This window comes from Allobosea sp. 47.2.35 (genome assembly GCF_024655635.1).
Classification (GTDB): domain Bacteria; phylum Pseudomonadota; class Alphaproteobacteria; order Rhizobiales; family Beijerinckiaceae; genus Allobosea.
This window is the reverse complement of the sequence record NZ_JANLGI010000012.1, coordinates 57,981-82,339: the sequence shown is the minus strand read 5'-3', so window position 1 is coordinate 82,339 and position 24,359 is coordinate 57,981. Positions and strand designations below refer to the sequence as shown.

Annotated in this window: 22 protein-coding genes; 7 read left to right on the top strand and 15 right to left on the bottom strand. The window is 67.4% G+C overall.

Annotated features, from left to right (window positions below; all coding sequences use genetic code 11):
- Positions 1-33 precede the first annotated feature (33 nt).
- Genes NUV79_RS15780 through NUV79_RS15770 form a run of 3 tightly spaced genes read left to right on the top strand, consistent with a single transcriptional unit; the run spans position 34 to position 3,361 of the window.
- Positions 34-1,503, top strand: a complete 1,470-nt coding sequence (locus tag NUV79_RS15780) for a S8 family serine peptidase (RefSeq protein ID WP_257734050.1) — start codon at positions 34-36, stop codon at positions 1,501-1,503.
- A 47-nt stretch (positions 1,504-1,550) separates the two neighbouring features.
- Entirely contained in the window at positions 1,551-2,705 is a 1,155-nt protein-coding gene (locus NUV79_RS15775) for a glycosyltransferase family 4 protein (protein WP_257734049.1), read from the top strand.
- Positions 2,702-3,361 (top strand): class I SAM-dependent methyltransferase, encoded by a 660-nt coding sequence (locus NUV79_RS15770; protein WP_257734048.1) that lies wholly within the window; start codon positions 2,702-2,704, stop codon positions 3,359-3,361. The genes NUV79_RS15775 and NUV79_RS15770 overlap by 4 nt, the downstream gene beginning before the upstream one ends.
- Positions 3,362-3,384: 23 nt before the next feature.
- Here the strand turns inward: NUV79_RS15770 and NUV79_RS15765 are convergent, their stop codons facing one another.
- Together NUV79_RS15765 and NUV79_RS15760 are read right to left on the bottom strand one after the other, a co-directional pair.
- On the bottom strand, positions 3,385-4,902 hold the full coding sequence (locus NUV79_RS15765) for a globin-coupled sensor protein (RefSeq protein ID WP_257734047.1): 1,518 nt from the start codon (positions 4,900-4,902) through the stop codon (positions 3,385-3,387).
- 198 nt (positions 4,903-5,100) lie between these two features.
- Positions 5,101-5,724, bottom strand: coding sequence for an LbetaH domain-containing protein (locus tag NUV79_RS15760; protein WP_257734046.1), 624 nt, complete (start codon positions 5,722-5,724; stop codon positions 5,101-5,103).
- Between NUV79_RS15760 and phnN the strand changes: the two genes are divergently transcribed.
- Positions 5,723-6,322 carry a phosphonate metabolism protein/1,5-bisphosphokinase (PRPP-forming) PhnN gene (gene phnN, locus NUV79_RS15755; RefSeq protein ID WP_257734045.1) on the top strand — a complete coding sequence of 200 codons (600 nt, stop codon included), beginning with the start codon at positions 5,723-5,725 and terminating at the stop codon, positions 6,320-6,322. The two genes, NUV79_RS15760 and phnN, sit on opposite strands and share 2 nt — an antisense overlap.
- Here phnN and NUV79_RS15750 read toward each other — a convergent pair.
- Genes NUV79_RS15750 through phnG form a run of 8 tightly spaced genes read right to left on the bottom strand, consistent with a single transcriptional unit; the run spans position 6,319 to position 12,777 of the window.
- Positions 6,319-7,014 carry a DUF1045 domain-containing protein gene (locus tag NUV79_RS15750; RefSeq protein WP_257734044.1) on the bottom strand — a complete coding sequence of 232 codons (696 nt, stop codon included), beginning with the start codon at positions 7,012-7,014 and terminating at the stop codon, positions 6,319-6,321. The genes phnN and NUV79_RS15750 overlap by 4 nt on opposite strands.
- Positions 7,011-8,150: an alpha-D-ribose 1-methylphosphonate 5-triphosphate diphosphatase gene (locus tag NUV79_RS15745; RefSeq protein WP_257734043.1), complete on the bottom strand. Its 1,140-nt coding sequence runs from the start codon at positions 8,148-8,150 to the stop codon at positions 7,011-7,013. The genes NUV79_RS15750 and NUV79_RS15745 overlap by 4 nt, the downstream gene beginning before the upstream one ends.
- 2 nt (positions 8,151-8,152) lie before the next feature.
- Positions 8,153-8,848 carry a phosphonate C-P lyase system protein PhnL gene (phnL, locus tag NUV79_RS15740; RefSeq protein ID WP_257734042.1) on the bottom strand — a complete coding sequence of 232 codons (696 nt, stop codon included), beginning with the start codon at positions 8,846-8,848 and terminating at the stop codon, positions 8,153-8,155.
- Between the two features lie 45 nt (positions 8,849-8,893).
- The gene (phnK, locus tag NUV79_RS15735) at positions 8,894-9,700 is read right to left on the bottom strand and encodes a phosphonate C-P lyase system protein PhnK (RefSeq protein WP_257734041.1); all 807 of its coding nucleotides are present in this window, start codon (positions 9,698-9,700) and stop codon (positions 8,894-8,896) included.
- Positions 9,697-10,620, bottom strand: a complete 924-nt coding sequence (locus tag NUV79_RS15730; protein ID WP_308218210.1) for an alpha-D-ribose 1-methylphosphonate 5-phosphate C-P-lyase PhnJ — start codon at positions 10,618-10,620, stop codon at positions 9,697-9,699. Before NUV79_RS15730 ends, phnK begins: the two co-directional genes overlap by 4 nt.
- A complete protein-coding gene (locus NUV79_RS15725; protein WP_257734040.1) occupies positions 10,617-11,744 on the bottom strand; it encodes a carbon-phosphorus lyase complex subunit in 1,128 nt (375 codons plus the stop codon). Before NUV79_RS15725 ends, NUV79_RS15730 begins: the two co-directional genes overlap by 4 nt.
- Complete coding sequence (gene phnH, locus NUV79_RS15720; RefSeq protein ID WP_257734039.1) at positions 11,744-12,346, bottom strand: phosphonate C-P lyase system protein PhnH; 603 nt, start codon at positions 12,344-12,346, stop codon at positions 11,744-11,746. The genes NUV79_RS15725 and phnH overlap by 1 nt, the downstream gene beginning before the upstream one ends.
- Positions 12,346-12,777, bottom strand: a complete 432-nt coding sequence (gene phnG / locus NUV79_RS15715) for a phosphonate C-P lyase system protein PhnG (RefSeq protein WP_257734038.1) — start codon at positions 12,775-12,777, stop codon at positions 12,346-12,348. Before phnG ends, phnH begins: the two co-directional genes overlap by 1 nt.
- Positions 12,778-12,865: 88 nt before the next feature.
- Between phnG and phnF the strand changes: the two genes are divergently transcribed.
- Positions 12,866-13,621 (top strand): phosphonate metabolism transcriptional regulator PhnF, encoded by a 756-nt coding sequence (gene phnF, locus NUV79_RS15710; protein WP_257734037.1) that lies wholly within the window; start codon positions 12,866-12,868, stop codon positions 13,619-13,621.
- A 12-nt stretch (positions 13,622-13,633) separates the two neighbouring features.
- Here the strand turns inward: phnF and phnE (NUV79_RS15705) are convergent, their stop codons facing one another.
- From phnE (NUV79_RS15705) to phnC, 4 genes are all read right to left on the bottom strand, one after another.
- Entirely contained in the window at positions 13,634-14,488 is an 855-nt protein-coding gene (phnE, locus tag NUV79_RS15705) for a phosphonate ABC transporter, permease protein PhnE (protein ID WP_257734036.1), read from the bottom strand.
- Positions 14,485-15,366: a phosphonate ABC transporter, permease protein PhnE gene (gene phnE, locus NUV79_RS15700; RefSeq protein WP_257734035.1), complete on the bottom strand. Its 882-nt coding sequence runs from the start codon at positions 15,364-15,366 to the stop codon at positions 14,485-14,487. Before phnE (NUV79_RS15700) ends, phnE (NUV79_RS15705) begins: the two co-directional genes overlap by 4 nt.
- Positions 15,367-15,532: 166 nt before the next feature.
- A complete protein-coding gene (gene phnD, locus NUV79_RS15695; protein WP_257734034.1) occupies positions 15,533-16,447 on the bottom strand; it encodes a phosphonate ABC transporter substrate-binding protein in 915 nt (304 codons plus the stop codon).
- Positions 16,448-16,529: 82 nt separating this feature from the next.
- Positions 16,530-17,348 (bottom strand): phosphonate ABC transporter ATP-binding protein, encoded by an 819-nt coding sequence (gene phnC / locus NUV79_RS15690; protein ID WP_257734033.1) that lies wholly within the window; start codon positions 17,346-17,348, stop codon positions 16,530-16,532.
- A gap of 425 nt (positions 17,349-17,773) precedes the next feature.
- On the opposite strand from phnC, the gene NUV79_RS15685 reads away from it, so the two are divergent.
- Together NUV79_RS15685 and NUV79_RS15680 are read left to right on the top strand one after the other, a co-directional pair.
- Positions 17,774-18,853, top strand: a complete 1,080-nt coding sequence (locus tag NUV79_RS15685; RefSeq protein ID WP_257734032.1) for an efflux RND transporter periplasmic adaptor subunit — start codon at positions 17,774-17,776, stop codon at positions 18,851-18,853.
- 10 nt (positions 18,854-18,863) lie between these two features.
- Positions 18,864-21,959, top strand: coding sequence for an efflux RND transporter permease subunit (locus NUV79_RS15680; RefSeq protein ID WP_257734031.1), 3,096 nt, complete (start codon positions 18,864-18,866; stop codon positions 21,957-21,959).
- 161 nt (positions 21,960-22,120) lie between these two features.
- Here NUV79_RS15680 and pbpC read toward each other — a convergent pair whose 3' ends face one another.
- A complete protein-coding gene (gene pbpC / locus NUV79_RS15675) occupies positions 22,121-24,220 on the bottom strand; it encodes a penicillin-binding protein 1C (protein ID WP_374679282.1) in 2,100 nt (699 codons plus the stop codon).
- Positions 24,221-24,359 lie beyond the last annotated feature (139 nt).

The following is a 24,359-nucleotide window of genomic DNA, read 5'->3' as shown; positions in this document are numbered from 1 at the left end:
GGCATGATGTCGTCGTCGCAGAAGGGTCAGGTCATGCTGCCGTCCCCGTTCGCCCGCCGGAAAACCTCGGTTCGGTGCCTTGTCGGCGCCAGCCTTCTCGCATGCGCGCTTGTGTTCGTGCCGGGGCTGGCCTTCGCCCAGACAGCGGGCGGGACTGGCGACGGCAAGCGCATCGCGCCGACGACGAGCCCGCAGCAGCCGGCTGCCGGTGGAACCAACCGTTCGATGCGCGTGCCGCCGGGCTCCTGGCTGCAGCCACGGGCCCAGCGCAGCATCGTTCCGGCGCTCGACGAGAACCGGTTCGTCCCTGATGAGGTGCTGTTCGAGCTCGCGCCGAATGTCGAGGCTGAAGCCGTCCTGCGTCGTTACGGCGCGACATTGATCGCACGCCAGCGCTTCGATCTGGCCGGCGTCACCATCATCCGGGCCAAGCTCGAAGCGGGGCGCGATCTGCGCGCCGTGCTCACCGAAATGGGCGACGACGCCAATATCGCCGGAGCGCAGCCGAACTTCCTCTTCGAGCTGCAACAGGATTCGCTATCCAGACCGGGGCCGGCTACCGCGTCCTCGGATGCGAGCGCGCCTGCGCCTGTGCAGGGGGGGCGGGTGACCGATCCTGCGACGGCGGCGCGGGGCAATGCGGCGGTGCGGCGCATGCTGCCGCCGCAATATGTGGTCGACAAGTTGCGCCTGAGCGAGGCGCGCAAATTCGCTCAGGGACGCAATATCCGCGTCGGCCTGATCGATTCCGGCGTCGATATGGAGCATCCGGAGATTCGGGGTTCCGTCCTCGGCTATCTCGACGCGATCGACGGGCTGGCGACGCCGCATGCCCATGGCACCTCGATGGCCACCGCGATCGTCGCTCATGGTGAGCTTCAGGGCATCGCTCCGGCGGCTCTCCTCATTGTCGCCCGTGCCTTCGGCGGCCCGCAGGCAGCCTCGGCCAACGGCAAGTCATTCCAGATTCTGACCGCGCTCGAATGGATCGTCCAGCAGCGTGCCAAGGTGGTCAATCTCAGCTTCGCCGGCCCGCAGGACCGCCTGCTGTCGAAGGCGCTGGCCGGCGCGAAGGAGCGCGGCGTGATCACCGTCGCCGCCGCCGGCAATGGCGGCGCCCGGTCGGCCCCGCTCTATCCCGGCGCCGATCCGAGCGTGATCGCGGTGACGGCGACCGACGCCGAGGACAAGGTCTTCAGCGACGCCAATCGCGGCGCCTATGTCGCGATCGCAGCGCCCGGCGTCGACGTCCTGACGGCCGAGCCCGGCGGGCGCTATGCCTTCACCTCCGGCACCTCGATCGCTGCCGCCCATGTCACGGCGCTGGTCGCGCTCCTGCTCGAAAAGCAGCCGGAGCTCGATACGGACAGCGCCCGCCGGGTGCTTGCCGAGAGCGCGACCGATCTCGGCTCGCGTGGGCGGGACCCGGTCTATGGCGCCGGGCGGATCGATCCGCCGACGGCGCTCGCCCGCGTGCTGCCGGTCGCGACCGCGCGGCCATGAGGCGCAAGCGGGCTTGACCTTCTTTGCCGCATCGGCCTGATGGCGCGATGCCGCGCCCGAAACTCCTTTTCGTCGCCACCGAGGACTGGTTCTTCGCTTCGCATTTCCTGCCGATGGCGCGGGCGGCGCGCGAACTCGGCTTCGACGTCGCGGTGATCGCGCGCGAGCGCAGCCATCGGCGCGTGATCGAGGCGACCGGCGCCCGGCTGATCGGACTGGAGGCGGAACGGCGCAGCCTTGATCCGCGGGCGCTGTTCAAGCAGGTCACGGCGCTGAAGCGCCTGATCGCAGCCGAAAAGCCCGATATCCTGCATTGCATCGCGCTGAAGCCGATCGCGCTCGCCGGGCTTGCCGGCAAGCTCGCGGGTGTCGAGCGGCGGGTCTATGCCCTGACCGGGCTCGGCTTCCTCGGTGCGAAGCAGGGTGCTCTCGCGGCGATGGCGCGCTTTGCGGCGATCACCTGGCTGCGTGGCGCCATCGACGGGCCGCAGGTGCGTTTCCTGTTCGAAAATCCTGACGACCCGGTGACGCTGGGGCTCGATCCGCAGGACGCAAGCAAGGTCGCGATCGTTGGCGGTGCCGGCGTCGACCCGCTGATCCTGATGCCCACGCCGATGCCGCCGGCGCCGCCGCTCAAGGTCGCGCTGGTCGCTCGCATGCTCTGGTCCAAGGGCGTCGATCTTGCCGTCGAGGCGGTCCGGCTCGCGCGGGCCGAGGGCGCCAAGGTCACGCTCACCATCCATGGCGCGCCCGATCCGTCCAATCCTAAGGCCATCCCGGAGACGACGCTGAAGGAATGGGCGGCGCGGCCTGGGGTCGAATGGGCCGGGCCGACGCGCGATATCGAGGGCGTCTGGAAGGCGCATCATCTCTGCATCCTGCCCTCGCGAGGCGGCGAGGGCTTGCCGCGTACGATCCTGGAGGCGGCGTCCTGCGGCCGGGCAATCCTGACGACCGACGTGCCGGGCTGCCGCAGCTTCGTCCGTGATGGACAGGACGGCATGGTGGTCCCGTCCGACGATGCCGCGGCGCTGGCCCGGGCGCTCGTCGCCCTCGCAGGCGCGCCACGCCTCGCCGAACGGATGGGCGAGAGCGCGCGTGCGCGGCTGCTCGATGGCCATACCGAGCGCGACGTGATGAATGGCGTGAAGGCGCTCTATCTTGGCCTGTTGGGACGCACCGCGCCGGACGCTGCGACATGAGCGGCGAAGCAGTGCTCGATCGCGAAGCCTTCATCCGCTCTCATACAAGGCTGCTGCCGGTGCCGCATGCGCCGGAGATCGCATTGCACGTCGCCGAGGAGGCGACGGAACTCTGGCAGAAGACCGAGGACGAACTCGCCGTGATTGGCCTGCCGCCGCCGTTCTGGGCCTTTGCCTGGGCCGGCGGGCAGGCCCTGGCGCGCTACCTGCTGGACAATCCGCAGATCGTCGCCGGGCGGCGGATGCTGGATTTCGCCTCGGGCTCGGGCCTCGTCGCCATCGCGGCGGCGAAGGCGGGGGCCGGGCCGGTCGAGGCCTGCGATATCGATGCCTTCGCGGCAGCGGCTATCGGCATCAATGCGGCTGCCAATGGCGTCACGGTGGCGCTGCGTTGCGATGACCTGATCGGCCGCGACGAAGGCTGGGACGTCATCTGCGCCGGGGATGTCTGCTACGAGCGCGAGATGGCGGAGCGGGTGATCGCTTGGCTGGAAGGGTTGTCGGCGCGCGGGGCGACGGTGCTGATCGGCGATCCCGGCCGCAGCTATCTGCCACGCGAAAGACTGGAAGCGCTCGCGACCTATGAGGTGCCGGTGACGCGCGCTCTGGAAGATGCGGAAATCAAGCGCAGTTCGGTCTGGCGGCTCGCCCGGTAGGGCTTGCCGCCAGACGAAGAGGCCTAGGCCGCGCGCCGCCGGGCCGCGCTCACGCTGCTGATCGCGCCGCCTTGCTCGGTCCGGAAGGCCGAGACCAGCCGGTTGAGCTGATCGATCTGGTCGAGCAGGACCTTCGCCGAGGCGGCGCTTTCCTCGGCCAGCGCAGCGTTCTGCTGGGTGATCTCGTCCATGTGGCTGACGGTCTGGCTCATCTCGTCGATGCCGTTGGCCTGCTCGCTCGAAGCCGAGGCGATCTCCTCGACCGTGCTCGAGACCTTGGCCGAGGCCGCGACGATCTGGTCCAGCGTCTCGCCGGCTTGGCGGACGAGCTTGACGCCCTCGGCGACCTCGGCGTCCGAGGACGAGATCAGGCCGGTGATGTCCTTGGCGGCGCCGGCCGAGCGCTGGGCCAAGGCCCGGACCTCGGCCGCGACGACGGCGAAGCCGCGCCCGGCATCGCCGGCACGGGCAGCCTCGACGGCGGCATTGAGCGCCAGCAGGTTGGTCTGGAAGGCGATGCCGTCGATCACGTCGGTGATTTCCGAGATGCGCTTCGAGGCGCCCTCGATCCGGGCCATCGCCTCGACGGCCTCGCGGACGATATCGCCGCCGGTGCGCGCGACATTGCGGGCTTCGTCGGCCAGCGTGACGGATTCGCGCGAGGCCTGGGTCGAGGTCTTGACCGAGGCCGCGAGCTGCTCGGTCGTCGCCGCGCTCTCCTCAAGGGCCGAGGCCTGCTGCTCGGTGCGCATCGACAGGTCCTGCGCACCGGTGCTGATCTCCTGCGAGGAGGAGGCGATCGCGGCCGAAGTCGCCTTGATCGTGCCGACCATCTCCTGGAGGCGCGCCATCGCACCGTTGAAATGGTCGCGGATCTCGGAATATTCGGCCGGGATCTCGGCGCTCATGCGATAGGTCAGATCGCCATCGGCCAGCGCCGCCATGCTCTGGCTGACGCAGGCGATGGCCTGCTCACGCTCGGCCGCCTTGGCCTGTTCGAGGGCGCGGGCTTCCGCCTCGACCTTCAGCCGCGCCTCCTCGGAGGCTTCTAGATAGACGGTGATGGCATAGTCCATGTCGAGCATCGCCGCCTTGACGATGGCGGCGATCTCGGCCGAGCGCTCGGCGGCGCCGGGCATGCGTTTGCCGAGCGCGTTCTTTGGCCAGCGGGCTTCCAGCACGCCGGCGAGCAGCTTCTCGATGATCAGGGCATAGCCGCCGATATACCAGCGTGGCTCCAGGCCGATGCGGGCATGGACCTTGCCGACCTGGGTGACGGCGCCGATGTATTGCTCGTCGAACTTGCCGGTGGCGATGCCACCCCAATGCCTGGCCTGGCGCTGCTTGGCGCCCTCGATATGCTGCTCGTTGCTGAAGAACGCCTTCGTTTCCGGGAAGGCGCGCAACTGCGCGTAAAAGGCGTCGAGCGCGCCCGGAACGGACGCGCCAAGGGCGTCGCCGACATCGCGGATGCGCGCCTGCGCTTCCGGGCCGAGCTGCATGAAGGCAAGCCGCTTGCCGAGATGATCCATTGCCGTCATCAGGAGGTCCCCAGCCTCGGGCGGAACCGTTCCCGCCGGAGGCCAACCATGGCCCAGCAAGGTTAACAACCTATGAGGGCATGTCTTGATCTGGGTCAATTTCTACAGCGATGTTGCGTGTTATCCCATGGTTGAGGCCTGCGCCATACTGCCGCCGATCGCAAAAAAATCTGCAACTGGAATGAGATAAATCAGATTCTAGCTGCCTTCGTGTCGCTCCAGAAAATCCTCGACGGAGAGGTGGCGGAAATCGGCGAGGGCTGTCCTCAACCGGGCATGGTCCCAGTCCCACCAAGCGAGATCCTGCAATCTTTCCGCGATATTCTCGGCGAATCGGCGGCGCACCGGCCTGGCCGGATTGCCCGCGACGATGGTGTAGGGCGCGACATCCTTGGTGACGACGGCGCCGCCCGCGACCACCGCACCGGTGCCGATCGAGCGGCCGGCGAGGATGATCGCGCCATGTCCGATCCAGACATCGTGGCCGATCGTCACCGCATGCGCCCGACGCCAGTCGAAGAAAGCCTCGTCATCTTCGGCATCGTCGAAATAGGCGGCGGCGCGATAGGTGAAGTGCGACTGGCTGGCCCGGTGCATCGGATGGTTGCCGGGGTTGATCCGGGTCATCGCCGCGATCGAGCAGAACTTGCCGATTGTCGTGTAAATGACATTCGCGTCGTTCACGACATAGGAGTAGTCACCCATCGTCGACTCGGCGAAGCTGGTGCGCGCACCGATCGCGGTGTAGCGGCCGAGCGTCGCCTGCCTCACCTGGGCGGTCGGGTCGATCAGCGGTTCGAGTCCCAGTTTCTTCGCGGCCATGTCCTCATCCTCTCCTGATATCGCGATTCCTGCCCTGCAGGCGGGCGTGCTCGTTCTCGTGGTCGGCCCCTCTGGAGCGGGGAAGGACACGCTGATGGACGCGGCGCGGGCCGAGCTCGCGGCCGATCCGCGCTATCGCTTCGCCCGCCGCCTGATCACCCGGCCGGCCATGGCCGGTGCAGAGGATCACGATTCCTGCGACGAGGCTGGCTTTCGCGCGATCGAAGCCGATGGCGGCCTCGCCCTGAGCTGGCGAGCGCATGGGCTGAGCTACGGCGTCCCGGTGACCGAACTCACGGGCATCGGCGTGGGTGCGGTGGTGATCGTCAATGTCTCGCGCGCGGCGATCGCGGTCGCCGAGCGGCTGGCGGAACGCGTGGTCGTGCTCAACATCACCGCCCCGGTCGCGGTGCTGGCGCAGCGGCTGGCGGCGCGCGGGCGCGAGAGCGAGGCCGATATCGCGGCGCGGCTGAAGCGTGAGGCGCCCCTGACGGCGGAGCGCGCCGAGATCGTGACGATCATGAATGACCGTAGTGTTGCCGAGGCGGCGGCGGAGCTGCTGGCCGTCCTGCGCGCTCTCGGCGGGCATAATTCCTAACCGAAAGAATAGGAATCGAGCAGGCGAAAGCGGCCGGCGCGATCGTCCTGCTTGAACAGCGCGAAACGGTCGATCCTGACCGGGCCGGCTGGAAGCGCCGCTGCATAGGCGGTTTCGAGTGCCTGCTTCACGGGGCCCGTCTGCTCTCCCGGCAGGGAGCCGGTCAGTGTCATGTGGAAGCGGAAGGCGTCACCGACATAGGGGTAGCCATAGGCTTCGAGATAGGCGTGCTGCGCCGGAGTCAGCGGGTTCTTGAGGCGCCTTGCCTTGTCGCCCTCGGACATCGGAGCCCGGAAAAGCTCGAAGGCCTGCACGATCGCGAAAGCGAAGCGCTGCAGGGCCTCGCTGGGTTCGGAGGGCGTCAGGGCCACGAAGGAGCCGAGCGCGGTGACGCTCAAGCCCGCCAATTCCACGGCGTCGAGCCCGGCGGCATGATTGCGCGCGAAGGCGCGCAACTGCTCTTCGCTGCGGCCGTCGGCCAGCTCGAAGGGCGCCTTCAGCGTGGCGTGGAAGCCGTAGCGGCGAGGCTCCTCGGTGAAACCCGGCCACAGGGCCGGATCGCATCCCGGCGGAGCCGCGAAAGGCAGGTCCTCGCCGGTCAGCGCGTCATAGCCAAGCGTCGCGCTGCCGAAGCCCCAGAGGGCGCTCTCGGCAGCGGGGGCGTAATAGACGGCGTAGCGCGGCTTGCTCAAAATGCGCGCTCGCCTTGCGACCAGACCGCGGCGATCACCGGCGTCGCACCCAGCACCTTGAAGCGGACGAGATCGGCGCGCAGGCCGGTCTTGAGATGGCCACGATCCCGGAGGCCGAGGATGTCGGCGACCTTCCAGGTCACCATGCCCATTGCCTCGGGAAGCGCGATGCCATGGTCGGCATTGAGCTTGACCACGGCCTGCAGCAGGCTCGCCGGGACGTAATCCGAGGAGAGCCCGTCGAGCAGGCCTTTCTCGGCCAGTTCCGATACCGAAACACCGCCGGAATGCGAGCCGCCGCGCACGACGTTCGGCGCGCCCGCGACCGTCGCGAGGCCGTGCTGCTTGGCGGCGGCGGCGGCCTCGACCGTGGTCGGGAATTCCGAGATAACCGCGCCCGAGGCGACCCCCTCCTCGACATGCTCCGGAATCGTGTCGTCATGGGTCGCGAGCGGGATACCGCGCGCGCGGAAGATATCGACCACGGCCTGCCAGTTCTTCGCGACATTGGCGGCGCCTTCGCGCTGGCGCATTTCGACGTCCTCCTCGAACTCCGCCACCGTCTTGCCGTTGCCGACAGCATACGTCTTGAGGTGCTGGAGATCGCGCCACTGGCGCTGGCCGGGCGTGTGGTCCATCAACGAGACGAGCTGGACCAGTTCGTCATCCTGATAGGGAGCGATATCGGCGAGAAGTCCCGGGCTCGTCAGCTCGCAGCGCATGTGGATGCGGTGGTCGATGCGGAAGACGTTTTCGCTCTGGCCATAGGCCAGCGACTTCATCACGTCGGCGAAGATGTCCTTGCGATAATCCTTGGCCGAGAAGGGCGTGCCGGCGCAGACCGCGTCATAGACCGTGGTGACACCAGCTGCCGCCATCTGCGCGTCATGGACAAGCGCGGCTGCCAGCCCGTTCGGCCAGAAGACCTTCGGCCGAGGCATGAAATGCTTTTCCATGTTGTCCGTGTGCATTTCGACGAGGCCGGGCGCGACATAGTCGCCGCCGAGATCGATGGCGCCGGGCAGGGAGGATTTGCCCTGGTCAACGGCCGTGATGCCGCTCGCGTCGAAAGCGATCGTGCCGGTGACGACCTCGTTCTCGAGGATCAGCTTGGCATTGGTGAGAACGGTCTGCATCGTCAGGCCTTCCGGAAAGCAGTGATGTCGAGATAGCGCGTCGCGACGCGTTCGCGAACCGCCTCGTCATGGAAAATCCCGACGATTGCCGCGCCGGCGGCGCGCGCCTCGGCGATGAGCTCGACGACGACGTCGCGGTTGGCGGCGTCGAGCGAAGCGGTCGGCTCGTCGATCAGCATGATCGCCGAGGGATCGACGAAGGAGCGGGCGATATTGACGCGCTGCTGCTCGCCGCCGGAGAAGGTGGCGGGCGCGAGGTTCCAGAGCCGCTCCGGCAGGTTCAGCCGGGCCAGCATGGCCTTGGCGCGCTCGGTCGCGGTTTCCGGCGTGGCGCCGCGCGCCAGCAGCGGGTCGCGGACGATATCGAGCGTCGAGACGCGCGGGATCACGCGCAGGAACTGCGAGACGAAGCCAAGCGTGCGGCGGCGGATGTCGAGCACGGTGCGCGGAACGGCGGCGACGATATCGACGGGGCGCCCGGCATGGGTGATGCGGATCGCGCCCGAAGTCGGCTTGTAATTGCCGTAGAGGATGCGCAGCAGGCTCGACTTGCCGGCACCGGACGCGCCCGCGAGCACCAGCGCTTCGCCGGCCTCGACATGGAAATTGACGTTGTCGAAGACGGGCAGACGCGCTCCGCCCTGGTTGTGCAGGGTGAAGGTCTTGGCGACGTTCTCGACCTGAATCATCGTGGTCATGGGGTCAGTGCCTTGTGCCGACGAGGTGACGAGGGTGTGACGAGGTCACACGCTCAGCACCGCCGAGGTAAGAAGCTGCGTATAGGCGTGGTGCGGATCGTCCAGCACCTGGTCGGTCAGGCCCTGCTCGACGACGCGGCCGTCCTTCATCACCATCAGCCTGTCGGTGAGGAGGCGGGCGACGGCGAGGTCGTGGGTGACGATGATCGCGGCGAGGCCGAGATCGCGCACCAGCACGCGCAGCAGGTCGAGCAGGCGGGCCTGCACGGACACGTCGAGGCCGCCGGTCGGCTCGTCCATGAAGACGAGGCGGGGTTCCGAGACCAGCACGCGGGCGATCTGCAGGCGCTGCTGCATGCCGCCGGAGAACTGGCGCGGCCGATCGTCGATGCGGGCGCCGGCAATCTCGACGCGGCTCAGCCAGTCGAGCGCGCGCTCGCGGATCTGGCCGTAATGCCGGTCGCCGCGATCCATCAGCCGCTCGCCGACATTGCCGCCGGCGGTGACATCCATGCGCAGCCCGTCGCGCGGGTTCTGGTGGACGATGCCCCAGGCGGTCCGCATCAGGCGGCGGCGCTCCTGCTCGGAGACCGAGTAGATGTCGAGCGGCTCCGTGCCGCCCCTGAACAGCACCTCGCCTTCGTCGGGCTTGTCGATGCCGGCAAGGCAGCGCAGCAGGGTCGACTTGCCCGAGCCGGATTCGCCGACGATGCCGAGCACTTCCCCCGGCCAGAGGTCGAAGGAGACATCGGCGCAGCCGATGCGCTCGCCATAGAAGCGGCTGACGCCGTCGACGGAGAGCAGGGGGGCGGGTTCGAGCGCGAGCTCGGCCGCTGCGACATGCAGGGTCATGGGTTGGTCTCCTCGACCAGGCCGCTCGCGGCCGCATCGCCCAGCATCGTGCCGCGATGGCCTTCCACCCGGCGGGTCTCGCAATAATGGCTGTCGGAGCAGACGAACATGCGCCCGCCCTGGTCGTCGATCACGACCTCGTCGAGATAGCTGTCGCCCGCGCCGCACAAACCGCAGGGCTGGGTCCAGCTCTGGATGCGGAAGGGATGATCCTCGAAATCGAGGCTCTTCACGCTGGTATAAGGCGGCAGCGCGTAGATGCGCTTCTCACGGCCGGCGCCGAACAACTGGAGCGCGGGTGACATGTGCATCTTCGGATTGTCGAATTTCGGGATGGGCGAGGGCGCCATCACGTAGCGATCATTGACCATGACCGGGTAGTCATAGGTCTTGGTGATCTCGCCATAGCGGGCGATGTCCTCGTAGAGCTTGACCTGCATCAGCCCATACTCGGCCCAGGCATGCATCTTGCGGGTCTCAGCCTCGCGCGGTTCCAGACGGCGTAAGGGTTCGGGCGTCGGCACCTGATAGACCATGACCTGTCCGCTTTTCAGCGGCGCCTCCGGAATCCGATGGCGGGTCTGGATGATGGTCGCCTCATCCGTCGCTTCGCAGGTGCGGGCATCGGCCGTGCGCTCGAAGAACCTGCGGATCGAGACGGCGTTGGTGGTGTCGTCGGCGCCCTGGTCGATCACCTTGAGCGTGTCGGCCGGGCCTATGATCGCGGCGGTGATCTGGATGCCGCCAGTGCCCCAGCCACGGGCCAAGGGCATCTCGCGGGAGCCGAACGGCACCTGATAGCCGGGCACCGCGACCGCCTTGAGCAGGGCGCGGCGGATCATCCGCTTGGTCTGCTCGTCGAGATAGGCGTAGTTGTAAGCCGGCTTGGTATCGTCCGCCGGCATCTGATGGATGGTCATTCCGCAGCCTCCGGCATTGTATCAGGCTCTTTGGCGCCCTGCTCGCGGGCCAGCCGTTCCTCCCGCTCCCTGCGAATGCGGCGGATCAGTTCGAGCTCGCCCTGGAAATCGACATAGTGCGGCAGCTTGAGATGCTCGACGAACCCGGCCGCCTCGACATTGTCGGCGTGGTAGAGGACGAACTCGTCCTGCTGTGCCGGGTAGTTCGTCGCCTCGCCGAAATCGCGCGCCTTCAAGGCGCGGTCGACCAGCGACATCGACATCGCCTTGCGCTCGCTATGGCCGAAGACGAGGCCGTAGCCGCGGGTGAACTGCGGTGGCACCTCTTTCGAGCCCTGGAACTGGTTGACCATCTGGCATTCGGTCAGGGTGACGTCGCCGAGATCGACCGCGAAGCCGAGCTCCTCCGGCACGAACTCGACCGCGACCTCGCCGACGCGAACCTCGCCGACGAAGGGATGCGTGCCGCCAAAACCGCGCTGCACGGAATAGCCGAGGCCGAGCAGGAAGCCCTCGTCGCCGCGCGCCATGGATTGCAGGCGCACGTCGCGATCGGCCGGGAAGGAAACGGGATCGCGCGTGAGGTCGAAGGGGCGCGGATCGCCTTCCGGCGGCTCCTCGGCTTCCATCAGGCCCTCGGCGCCGAGGATATCGGGCACACGCGGCATGGTGGCGTCGAGCGGGGTCGGGGCCGAGCGGGGCGCGGCCTCGCCGCCTTCGTCCATCAAGGCGAAGTCGAAGAGCCGATGGGTGTAATCATAGGTCGGGCCGAGCACCTGCCCGCCCGGCAGATCCTTGTAGGTCGCCGAGACACGGCGGCGGATCGCCATGGCGGCGGTATCGAGCGGCTCGGAGGAGCCGAAGCGCGGCAGGGTCGTGCGATAGGCTCGCATCAGGAAGGCGGCCTCGATCACGTCGCCCTGCGACTGCTTCAGCGCGAGCGCAGCGAGGTCCTGATCGTAGAGCGAGCCCTCGTTCATCACGCGGGCGCAAGCCAGCGCCTGCTGCTCGCGGATCTGGGCGACGGAGATTTCCGGCACGGCCGGATCGCCGCGTCGCGCCTCGGCGACGAGGTCATGCGTGGCGAGGATGGCGGCCTCGCCGCCTTTGACTGCGACATACATCAGCGAACCTCCTCGATCTGCGTCGAGCGCGGCAGGCCGATCAGGCCCTCGCCATGCGCGAGCAGGACATCGACGCCGAGCGGATAGAGCGCGCCGTTTTCGCGGAGCTCATCGATGAAGCCGGGGCGCAGGCTCTGCGGCGTGATGTTGCGCGAACCGAGGATGCCGGGGCCGGAGAGAGCGAGGGCGGAGCCGCCTTTCAGCGCCGTGACTTGTACGATCACGGTTGTCGAGCGATCTGGGAACTGGTCCGTGCCGAGGTTGAAGGCCGAAAGCTTCGGTTCGTAGACCGTGCCGTCGATGACCGCGAAGGCGGCTTCGGCAGGACTCTCGACAAGCGACGCGCCGCAATGGAAGCGTAGCCAGGCGCCGGCCGGGCCGTTGCGCAGGGCTTCCGGCAGCCAGACCGGAGTCTCGTAATCGGCCAGCGTCAGCAGGGCGGTCGCGGTTGCCGTCGTGAGACCTTCCGGCGGCGTGATCTCGCTCGCGACGTTCTGCAACGTGCCGGGTTCGGAGAGCGCGGCGAGCAGGGCGCGGAAGGCGGCCTGCGACTGGAAGACCGGGTGGGAGAAGCCAGGAGCGATCATGGTTCCGGCCGACATCACGAGCCCCTGACCAGTGTGAAGAAATCGACCTTGGTCGCCGCCGCCTTGCGGGAGGCGAGGTCGCGGGCCGAAGTCTGCTGCGCAGCGAGGGTGGCGACGCCCTGATGCAGGTCGCTGCCCTCGGCTTCATCCTGCAGGCGAGCGTCGAGCAGCGCGGCGAGCCGTGCCTTCCGGCCGTCGCGGCCGAGCGCATAGGAGAAGCCCATCCGCCCGTTCGAGAGGCGGACGACGCAGCGCGTCACGGTGGCTTCACCGAGATTGAAGCGGCGGCCGGCGCCGCCGGCCCGGCCCTCGACCATCACGGTGCCGGTCTCCGGCGCCTTGAGCAGGTCGTGATCCGGCGGATCGCCGAGCAGGGTTTCGATCTCGCTGCGGGAGGCGCGCGCCAGCGTCGCCATCCAGCTTTGCCTCGGGGTTCTTGGGCTCATCGGCGCGGGCTCGCTGGTCAGTTCCGAATGTCTAGACTATGCTAGGTGAGTTGATGGCAAAGGTCTATACTTTTTGGGCGACGATTTGATGACGGATACGGCACTGGCGGAGCGGGACGGGGGAACGGCCTGGAGGCGCATCGCCGATGAACTGGCGGAGGCGATCAGCCGGGGCGAGTACCAGCTCGGCGACACGTTGCCGGCCTCGGTCGCACTGGCTGAGCGCTACGGCGTGCATCGCCATACGGTGCGGCAGGCCTTCCGCCACCTTGCCGACCAGGGGTTGGTGACGGTTTCGCGCGGACGCGGCACGCAAGTGACGGCGCCGCGACTGCCTTACCCGATCGGCCGACGCGTCAGCATGCGCACCAACATGGGCAAGCTCGGCATCACAGGCACGAGCCGCATGCTTTCGGCGGAGGTGGTCGTCGGCGAGGCGGGGGCCTGCGCGGCGCTCAAGCTGAAGACCGGGACGCCGCTCTGGCGCGTACGGGGCGTGAGCCTCGCCGACGGCGTGCCGATGGGCACCGGCACGCACTGGCTTGCGGTCGAGCGCTTCCCGGATTTCGACAAGGCCTATCGCGAGGCGGCCGGCTCGATCACCGCCGCCTTCAAGATTTATGGCATCGCGGATTATGTTCGCCTGTCGACGCGCCTGACGGCGCGGCTCGCCGACGAGCGCGAGGCGGAACTGCTGGAGATCGCGCCCGAGTCCGCCGTGATGATCTCGACGGCGGTCGACGCCTTGCCGGATCTGACGCCGGTGCATCTGGTTTCCAGCGTCTTCGCCGCTGAGCGCATGGAAATGGTGATCGAGCCGTTCGGGGATACGCCCTCGCCCTGACGGGAGAAGGCGTCAGCTCGCCCGACGGCCGATGATAGCGAAGCGCAGCTTGCCCGACAGGAAGTCGATGGCCGAGACCGCGGCGAGGACGAGCAGGATCAGGAAGGAGACCTGCTGCCATTCCAGCGTGCGGATCGTCTCGGCGAGATAGAGGCCGATGCCGCCGGCGCCGACGATGCCGATGATGGTCGAGGAGCGGGTGTTCGACTCGATGTAGTAGAGCACCTGGCTCGCGATCACCGGCAGCACCTGCGGCAAGAGGCCGAAGCGGATTTCGTGCGCCTTGCCGCCGCCGACGGAGGAGACGCCCTCGACCGGCTTGCGGTCGGCGGCCTCGATCGCTTCCGAATAGAGCTTGCCGAAGGCGCCGAGATCGCTGGTCATGATCGCGAGCATGCCCGCGAAGGGGCCGAGACCCACGACATTGACCCAGATCAGCGCCCAGATCAGCGCATCGACGCCGCGCACGGTGTCGAGCGAGCGGCGGGCGAGGAAATGGACGACGCGGTTGGCGACGACATTGCGCGCCGCGATGAAGCCGAGCGGCAGGGCGAGGATGGCGGCGAGAACCGTGCCGAGGAAGGCGATGGCGATGGTCTCGAACAGCGCCTTCACGAAGATGACGGCGCGCGCCCAGGAGCCGGGATCGGGCGGCAGCATCAGCACGACGAAGGTGCCGAGATTGCCGAAGCCGGACAATATCTTCCAGAGCGAGGTCTCGAGCGTCGTCAGCCCGTAGACGAAGAAGCCGGCGAGGGCGGCGATGGTGCCGATCGTCGCGAGCTTCGTCTTGAGCGAGCCGCGGATCGCGGCGTCGTGACGGCGCAGGATGTCGGCGCGCTCGGCCGTCGAGAGGGCGAGGCTCATCGGCCATGCTCCAGGCTGAGAAGGGCGTGGCGCAGACGCTCGGTGGCGTAGTCGATCAGCATCACCGCGACGATGATCAGCAGCAGGATGGCGCTGACATCGGTGAAGTAGAACTTGCGGATCGCCTCGATCAGGTCCTGGCCGATGCCGCCTGCGCCGACGAAGCCCATGATCGAGGCGCCGCGGACATTGATCTCGAAGCGCAGCAGCGCATAGCTCGCGAAATTGGAAAGCACCTGCGGCACGACGGCGAAGCGCACGATCTGCCACCAGCTCCCGCCGGCGGCGGTGACGCCGTCAACCGGCTTGAGGTCGATATTCTCGACCACTTCGGAGAAGAGCTTGCCGAGCGCGCCCATGGTGTGGATCGCGATGGCGAGCACGCCGGGCAGAGGCCCAAGGCCGAAGGCGATGACGAAGATCAGCGCGAAGACGATCTCGGGAACGGTGCGGCAGAATTCGAGATAGCGGCGGACAGTGAAGCGCAGCCAGGTGGCGCGGCCGAGATTGGCGGCGGCGGCGAAGCAGAACAGGAAGGCGCCGGCGGCGCCGAGGATCGTGCCGACATAGGCGATGAGCACGGTCTGCCAGAGCAGCTTCAGCCAGCCCTTCAGGCCCCAATACCATTCGGAGAGGTCGGCACTGATGCTGGAGAGGCGCAGCGTCGGCAGCGTCTCGTAGATGTATTTCGGGAAGCGATGGATTTTCTCGAAGAACTTAGCGAGATCGACTTCCGCGCCGCGCGCGGACAGGAGCACGCAGGCGATGAAGACGACGATGCCGATCAGGGCCTGCCGGCGCTTGGCGGATGAGGCCTGCCGATAGGCCTCGGCATGGGCCCGGATGGCCGGGTCGTTGCGGTCGATCGCGAGGGTCATGAGATTTGCGTCCGTTGCCGGAGAGGGCGCCGGGTGGTGGCGCCGCAGCCGTCATGCTCGCCCCTGTGGCCAGCATCCGCGTCCTGAGCGCCGCATGCGATCGGCGCAGCGAAGACGTGGATGGTCGGGACAAGCCCGACCATGACGGCGAGTGCAGGCGTGCTGCTTACGAGGACTTCTTCTTGCGGAGGTCGTCGACGAACTTGTTCAGCTCGATGATCGGGTCGTAGGCCTTGTTGTCGACGGCGACGAGCGGGCCCTGCTTGCCTTCATAGATCTTGTCGAAGGCGGCCTTGTCCTTGGTGGCGAGGTTCAGGACGGCGTCGCGGATCTTGGCCTTCAGCTCTTCCGGCATGTCGGTGAGATAAGCCATCGGCGAGTTCACGATCTGCTCGGACTTGTAGATGATCCGGAAGTCGTCGGCCTTGGCCATGTTCTTGCGGGCCATGCGCTGCAGGTTCGATTCCTGCTCGTCGTTCCACCAGTTGGCGGCGACATCGACCGTGCCCTGCTGGAGCGCGATGATCGCGTTCTCATGGCTGCCGGTATAGACGACCTTCGAGAAGAAGCTTTCCGGCTCGATCTTCATGCCGTTCAGCGCGAAGCGCGGGACGTTGTTGCCGGAGGTTGAGTTCGGATCGACGAGGCCGAGATTCTTGCCCTTGAGGTCCTCGACCTTCTGATAGGGCGAGTCCTTCTTCACGTAGAAGACCGAGTGATAGCCCTTGGTGCCGTCGAGATTGGTCTCGATGGCGAAAGCATCGACCTTGGCGCCGGTCATGCGGGCGCGGGCGAAGGAGGACGGGCCGTAGGAGGCGATGTGGATGTTGCCGGTGCGCTGGCCCTCGATGATCGCGGCGTAGTCATTGGCGATGCGCAGCGTGACCTTGGTGCCGAGCTCCTTCGCCAGATACTGCACGAAGGGGGTATAGCGCTCGGTGACGCCCGAGGCGTTCTCGGAGGGGATGATCGCGAAGACGAGCTCGGGGTATTTCGCCTTCCAGTCCTGGGCGAAAGCCGGGGCGGCGGCGAGGGCGAGGCCGGCGGCGGCGAGCCTGAGGGTATGACGACGGGTCAGCATCGATGTGCTCCTGGTTGCAGTCGTAGTCGGGATGGTCTTCTCGCGGCGACGGCCTTCGGGCCGGTCCGGCGATCTCTGGAAATCAGGCGATCTTCTGGCGGGCGCGCTTCGCTTCGGAAGCGGCGATGGCGTCGAGCGCATCCAGCGCCTCGGCGCCGGCATCCTTTGCCTCGATGCCGTAGAGTTCGGCCGCGATCTCGCGGGTCAGCGCCTGCGGTACGTCGTCGAACACGACCTTGCCGGCAGACATGCCGATCAGGCGGTCACAGTATTTCGCGGCGATGTCGAGGTCGTGCAGGTTGCACATCACGGTGATGCCGTCCTCGCGATTGATGCGGAACAGCGCGTCCATGACGACCTGGGTGTTGCGCGGGTCGAGCGAGGCGATCGGCTCGTCGGCAAGGATGATGCGCGGCTCCTGAACGAGGGCGCGGGCGATGGCGACGCGCTGCTGCTGGCCGCCCGAAAGCGTCTCGGCGCGCTGCGCCAGGAGATGGCCCATATCGAGACGCTCGAGCGCCGCGATGGCGCGGATCTTGTCGTCCTCTGAGAAGCTCTTGACCAGCGTCAGCGCTGCCGAACGATGGTTCAGCCGGCCAAGCAGGACATTGGTCAGCACGTCGAGGCGGCCGACGAGGTTGAACTGCTGGAAGATCATCGCGGTATCGCGGCGCCAGCGCCGGAGCGAGGCGCCCTTCAGCCCGGTGACGTCCTGCTCCTCGCAGACGATCCGGCCGGAGGTCGGCTCGGTCAGGCGGTTCAGCATGCGCAGCAGCGTCGACTTGCCGGCGCCGGAGGGGCCGATGACGCCGACCATCTCTCCCTTCGGCACGGTCAGGGTTACGGTGTCGACCGCGTTCCTGTCGCCAAAGCGCTTGGTCAGGCCTTCGATGCGGAGCATGGACTGGTTCTCGGGCACGATGCGGGCATGAGCGCATCCCCACCCGGTCAGGCCGGCGGGGCAGGCGTCTCGATCGCGGCGAGCCCTAGCGGCCACGGATGACAGCGGCGTGACAGGATGTGGAAGGCCCCGAAACGGGCGATTTGCACTTCCGCGAGCCGGTCAACGTTTCGTGAGGTCTCCAGAATGCGCTTGGACGATCCACGGCTTAGCGGCAGGATGATTGTGGATGTCTGTGTGCGGCGGAGATGCCCGTGACGTTGGGCCTCTTATCGGCAAGCATCTTGCATTGATGCCTGCGAGGCCGAAACGATACGGCATCGGCACAAGAACCGCTGTTTTTGTGCCGCTGTGGCGCGCCGGCATCTTAGCAACGCCTTTCGTTCCATTTAAGACCAATGGGCGGCAACGGAGCCTCCAGCCTGATGAAGCGGTTCGTTCTTCTTGTTCTCGTCGCCGCCATCGCGGGCGGCGGCTATTACGCCTACCGCAACCAGCGCACCGGCACCCAGCAGGCGCAGGCGAGCGCGGTCTCGGGGCCGCGCGGCGTGCCTGTCGAGGTTGCGTCCATCGAGCTGGCGACCGTGAGCGAGGAGGTCGAGGCGCTCGGCACGCTGGCCGCCGATGAATCCGTTGTCATCGCGCCGGAAATCGCCGGCCGGGTCATCTTCCTCGGCTTCAAGGAAGGCGAGCGCGTCAAGGCCGGGCAGGAGCTGGTCAAGCTCGATACGGCGATCCTCGATGCCGAGCTGAAGCAGGCGATGGCCGATCTCGGCCTCGCCCGCGACACCAACGATCGGCTCAGGGGGCTGGTCTCGCGCGGCTCGGGAACGCAGGTCGCACTTGAAGAATCCGCGGCGAAGCTTGCTTCCAGCGAGGCCCGCGTCCAGCTCGCCAAGGCCAAGCTCGCCCAGTCGACCATCGTGGCGCCTTTCACCGGCGTCGTCGGCCTGCGCTCGGTCGGCGTCGGCGACTATGTCTCGGTTGGCAAGCAGTTGATCACGCTGACCAGCATCGACCCGATCAAGATCGATTTCCGCGTGCCCGAGATCTATCTGAGTCGCCTCAAGGTCGGGCAGCCCGTGCAGATGAAGGTCGATGCCGTTCCTGACCGGAAGTTCCAGGGCCAGATCTACGCGATCGACCCGGTGGTCGACGTCAACGGCCGGGCGATCCGCCTGCGCGCCAATATCCCGAACGCCGATCTCGCGCTGAAGCCCGGCCTCTTCGCCCGGCTCGCGATCACGGTGGACTATCGCGAAAAGGCGATCGTCGTGCCGGAGATGGCCGTGGTGCCGGATGCGGTCGGCAAGATCATCTACGTCGTCGACAAGGGCAAGGCGAAGAAGGTCGCCGTCGAACTCGGCAAGCGCCTGCCGGGCAAGGTCGAGATCGTCCGCGGGCTGACGCCCGACATGCAGATCATCACCGCCGGCCAGATGCGCCTGCGCGACGGCGCGATCATCGCGATCAAGGACAAGGTCGTCCAGACCAGCCAGCTCTAGGATCGCCCTCATGAGCTTCTTCGAACTCTTCGTCCGCCGGCCCGTCCTCTCGACGGTGCTGAGCCTCCTCGTGATCCTGATCGGCATCGTCTCCTACGGTCGCCTGACCGTTCGCGAGTACCCGAATATCGACGAGCCGATCGTCTCGGTGCGTACCGATTATCGCGGCGCCTCGGCCGAGATCATCGAGACGCAGGTCACCCAGATCCTGGAGAACTCGATCGCCGGCATCGAGGGCATCGAGATCATCTCCTCGGCCAGCCGCCAGGAGCGCAGCTTCATCCAGGTACGCTTCCGCCCGGATGTCGATCCCGACGTTGCGGCTTCCGACGTGCGCGACCGCGTCAGCCGCGTGCGCAGCCGCCTGCCGGACGAGATCGACGAGCCGGTCATCGCCAAGGTCGAGGCCGACGCGCAGCCGATCCTCTATCTCTCGCTGACCAGCTCGAAGGACGGGCCGCTCGAGCTCACCGACTTCGCCGATCGCTTCATCTCGGACCGCGTTCAGAACGTGACCGGCGTGGCGGAAGTCCGCATTCTCGGCCAGCGCCAGTATGCGATGCGCATCTGGCTCGATCGCGCCCGCATGTCGGCTTACGACATCTCGGTCCAGCAGATCGAGGCGGCCGTCCGGGCGCAGAATGTCGAGATCCCGTCCGGCCGGATCGAGAGCAACGACCGCGAGTTCACGGTGCTCTCGCAGACCAGCATGACGACCCCGGCCGAGTTCCGCGAGATCGTCGTCAAGGACGCCAATGGCTTCCCGGTCAAGCTGAAGGACATCGCCAAGGTCGAGCTCGGCGCCCGCGAGGAGCGCAATGCCGCCTGGTTCAAGGGCACGCCCTCGGTGACGATCGGCATCGTCAAGCAGGCGACGGCCAATCCGCTCGACGTCTCGGCCGGCATCGAGGAGGCGCTTCCGGGCATCATCGAGGACCTGCCCCAGGGCATGTCGATCGCCAAGTCCTACGATACCTCGGTCTTCATCGACCGTTCGATCAAGGCGGTCTACCAGACGATCATCGAGGCGATCGTACTGGTCGTGCTGATCATCTTCATCTTCCTGCGCTCGGTGCGCGCGACGCTGATCCCGCTGGTCACGATCCCGGTCTCGCTGATCGGCTCGTTCGCGCTGATGTACGCGTTCGGCTTCACCGTGAACACGCTGACGCTGCTCTCGATGGTGCTCGCCATCGGCCTCGTCGTCGATGACGCCATCGTCGTGCTGGAGAACGTGCACCGCCATATCGAGGACGGCATGCAGCCGACCCCGGCGGCGATCCGCGGCATCAACGAGATCGCCTTCGCGGTCGTGGCGATGACGCTGACGCTGGTCGCGGTCTATGCGCCGATGGCCTTCTCGACCGGTCGCACCGGCAAGCTCTTCATCGAGTTCGCGCTGACGCTGGCCGGCGCCGTGCTGGTCTCGGGCTTCGTCGCGCTGACGCTGACGCCGATGATGTGCGCCAAGCTCCTGCGCCATCACGAGAAGCACAACTGGCTCTACAATGTGCTGGAAAGCGGCTTCAACGGGCTGTCGCGCGGCTACAAGGCCTCGCTGCGCGGAGCGCTTTCGATCCGCCCGCTGGTCGTGCTGCTGGCGCTGGGCGTCGCCGGCAGCGGCTATTATTTCTTCACGCATCTGCGCGCCGAACTGGCGCCGGTCGAGGATCGCGGCACGATCAACGCGGTCGGCGTCGCGCCGGAGGGCGCCACGATCTCGTTCACGGCCGACTATGCGCGCCAGGTCGAGCAGTATTTCAGCAAGATTCCCGAGGTCGATACCTATCTCGTCATCGCCGGTTTCCCGGACGTGACGCGCGCTATCGGCTTCGCCCGTCTCAAGCCTTGGGAACAGCGCCAGCGCAAGCAGCAGGACCTCGTCGCCGAGATCAACCGGGGGCTGTCGCAGATCCCCGGCATCCGCCTCTTCGCGACCAATCCGGCCTCGCTCGGGCAGGGCCAGGCGAACAGCAAGCCGGTCGAGTTCGTGCTGCGCTCGTCGGAGCCCTATACGCAGATCAAGGCCTATGTCGATCAGCTGATGGCCGATATCTCGGGCTCGCCGGTCCTGACCAATGTCGAGACCAACCTCATCCTCGACAAGCCGCAGATCAAGGTGTCGATCGACCGGCAGCGCGCCGCCGATCTCGGCGTCGGCGTCGATATCATCGGGCGCACGATGGAGACGCTGCTCGGCGGCCGGCAGGTGACGCGCTTCAACATGAACAGCAAGCAGTACGATGTCGTGCTGCAGGTCGAGGGTTCGGAGCGCAACACGCCGCAGGCGCTGCAGTCGATCTATCTGATGGGCCGGGGCGGCGCCGTGGTGCAGCTCTCCAGTCTGGTCAAGATCGACGAGAACGTGGCGCCCAAGGAGTTGACCCGCTTCAACCAGCTGCGCTCGGCCACGATCACCGCGATCCCGGCGCCCGGCTATTCGCTCGGCGACGCGCTCAAGGTGCTGGAGGACAGCGCGGCGCGCGTGCTGCCCTCCTCGGTGCAGGTCGATTATTCCGGCCAGAGCCGCGAGTTCAAGCAGTCGGGCGCGAGCATCTTCATCGTCTTCCTGCTGGCGCTGGGCTTCATCTACCTGGTGCTTGCGGCGCAGTTCGAGAGCTTCGTCGACCCGGTCGTGATCATGGTCTCGGTGCCGCTCTCGCTGACCGGCGCGCTGGCTGCGCTTTACTACACGGGCGGGACGATGAACGTGTACAGCCAGATCGGCCTGATCACGCTCGTCGGCCTGATCACCAAACACGGCATCCTGATCCTGGAGTTCACCAACCAGCTCCGCGAAGAGGGCCGGGAGATGCTCGACGCCCTCGTCGAGGCGGCGGAACTGCGCCTGCGGCCGATCCTGATGACCACGGGCGCCATGGTGCTCGGCGCGGTGCCTTTGGCGATCGCGACCGGCGCCGGCGCGGAAAGCCGCTCGCAGATCGGTTGGGTCATCGTCGGCGGCATGTCCTTCGGCACGCTGCTGACGCTCTATGTGGTGCCGGTCGCCTATAGCTACCTCGCCCGCACGGTCCATGGCTCGCGCCATGCGCCGCATGAGGAAGAGCACGGCGCTCAGGGTGCGCATCCGGCCCCGGCGGAGTAAACGACACCCGCTGTCATCCCGTGCGCGCCGCAGCGTGCAACGCTGCTGCGCAGACACGGGACCGCGTGACGAGAGGGCGCTTTTCCGGGGGGGGACGGTCCCGCATCTGCGCCGCAGCTACTCACGTGCCGCAGCGCGTGCGGGATGACGCGTGGGGAGCGCTACTGCAGCCTGACCGAGACGCTCTCGCTTGCTCCGGTCGCGTCGATCACCGAAATCCGCATGAAGCCCTTGCCGGGTGGCTGCCATTGCGTCTCGCGGCGGCGCTGCGGCTCGGTCACCGGTGTGCCGTCGACCAGCCAGGTATAGGGCGGTGAGCCGCCGGCGACCTTGAGATTGAGCCGGCCATTGCCGTCGAGCGCGGCGGCGGAGAGGTCGATGCGGGCGCCGTCCGGCGGGAAGGCGAGCTTCAGCGCCGGCGTCGTCATCGCCGTGACGGTCTTGGGAACGTCCTGCCGGAGATGCCGCAGCGGCGGCGGCAGATGACCGGTGCTGGCGACGATCGCATCGGCCGGCTGCGGGAAGGGACGCGGGTCGATGCCGAGCCGGGCGAAGGCGTCGAACAGGATCGGTGCTGCGACCGTGCGCCCGACAAGGCCGGGCACGGCGCCGTTATCGGCACGGCCGACCCAGACGCCGATCGTGTGCTTGCGGTCGAAGCCGACAGCCCAGGCGTCGCGATAGCCATAGGAGGTGCCGGTCTTGTAGGCGACGCGGCCGGGCACGGCATTGAGCGGCGGAGGCGCACCGAGCAGCGTATCGGCGACATACCAGGCCGCGACGGGATCGACGAGGCGCGGGGCCGTTCCCGTTTGCGTCGCCTGCGGCCGAAAGCGCAGTGGCAGCATCTCGCCGCCGCGTGCCAACCCGACATAGGCGCGGGTCAGGTCCTGCAAGGTGACGCCGAGGCCGCCGAGACCGACGGCAAGGCCGGGCGCGCCGCTGTCCTTGGGCATGGCGATGGCGACGCCGGCGTCGCGCAGGCGCGAGAGGAAGCGCTGCGGGCCGAGCGCCGAGAGCAGTTCGACAGCGGGCACGTTGAGCGAGAGCTGGAGCGCCTTGCGGGCGCTGACCATGCCCTGGAAGGTCATGTCGAAATTCTCAGGCGTATAGATGCCGTAACGCGCCGGCCGATCCTCCAGCATCGTCTCGGGATGGGCGATGCCGTTGTCGAAGGCGAGCGCGTAGATGAAGGGCTTCAGCGCCGAGCCCGGAGAGCGCAGCGCCCGCGTCAGGTCGAGCGCGCCGGCGCGCTCCGCCGCGAAATAATCGACACCACCGACCGAGGCACGGATCTCGCCGGTCTCGTTGTCGACGGCGAAGATCGCGATCGAGACCTGGGGAGCGAGTCCGAGGCTGCGCTCGCGCGCGAGCCCTTCGAGCGCGGTCTGCAGGCGCGCGTCAAGAGAGAGCTTCTGGACGCGCTCGGCCGGCGCTTCGGCCACCGCCTGCTCGGCGATATGGGGGCTGAGATTGGGGAAGGGGCGGCGCGCGTTCGGGATCGGCTCGTTGCGGGCGGCGGCGACCTCGTCACGCGTGGCCAGGCCCGCCTGCTCGACCCGTTCCAGCACGCGCTCGCGCGCCTTGCGCGCGGCCTCTACGAAACGGTCCGGCCGGCGCGTCTCCGGCGATTGCGGGAGGGCGATGAGCAGCGCGGCCTCGGCGGTCGAGAGCCGCTTCGGCTCCTTGCCGAAATAGGCGAAGCTCGCGGCACGCACGCCTTCGAGATTGCCGCCGAAGGGCGCGAGCGTGAGGTAGAGGTCGAGAATGCCGGCCTTGTCGAAACGCCGCTCCAGCTCGACGGCGCGCACGGCTTGGCGGAGCTTGGCAGCGAGCGTGCGTTCTTCGCGTGGTTCGAGCAGGCGGGCGACCTGCATGGTCAGGGTCGAGCCGCCGGAGACGACGCGGCCGTTCATCAGCATCTGGCTAGCGGCACGCATCATGCCGAGCGGGTCGATGCCATGATGGCTGTCGAAGCGCTTGTCCTCGAAGGCCTTGAGCATGGCGAGGTAGCGCGGATCGACATCCTCGCTGGTGACCGGGAGCTTCCAGCGTCCATCGGTGGTCAGGAAGGGGCGCAGCAGCTTGCCCTCGCGATCGAGCACCACGGCCGAGCGATCGGCGGCGGAGGAAAGGTCGAGCGAGGGGAGGGAGCGGGCGTAGAGGGTGAGGGCGGCACCGGCTGCGATTACCGAGATGGCCAGAACGCCGGTTGCGACCTTCAGCTTGCGGAAGCGTGGCCGCTTACCTTCTCCCCTCAGGGGAGAAGGTGGCAGTGCGAAGCGCTGACGGATGAGGGCTGTCAGGCGGGTCGGCAAACGATCAAGCGTCGCGCCGGCCCTCACCACATCCCTCTCGCCCAAGGGGAGAGGGGACCCTGTCGCGCTCGCCTTTTCCGAT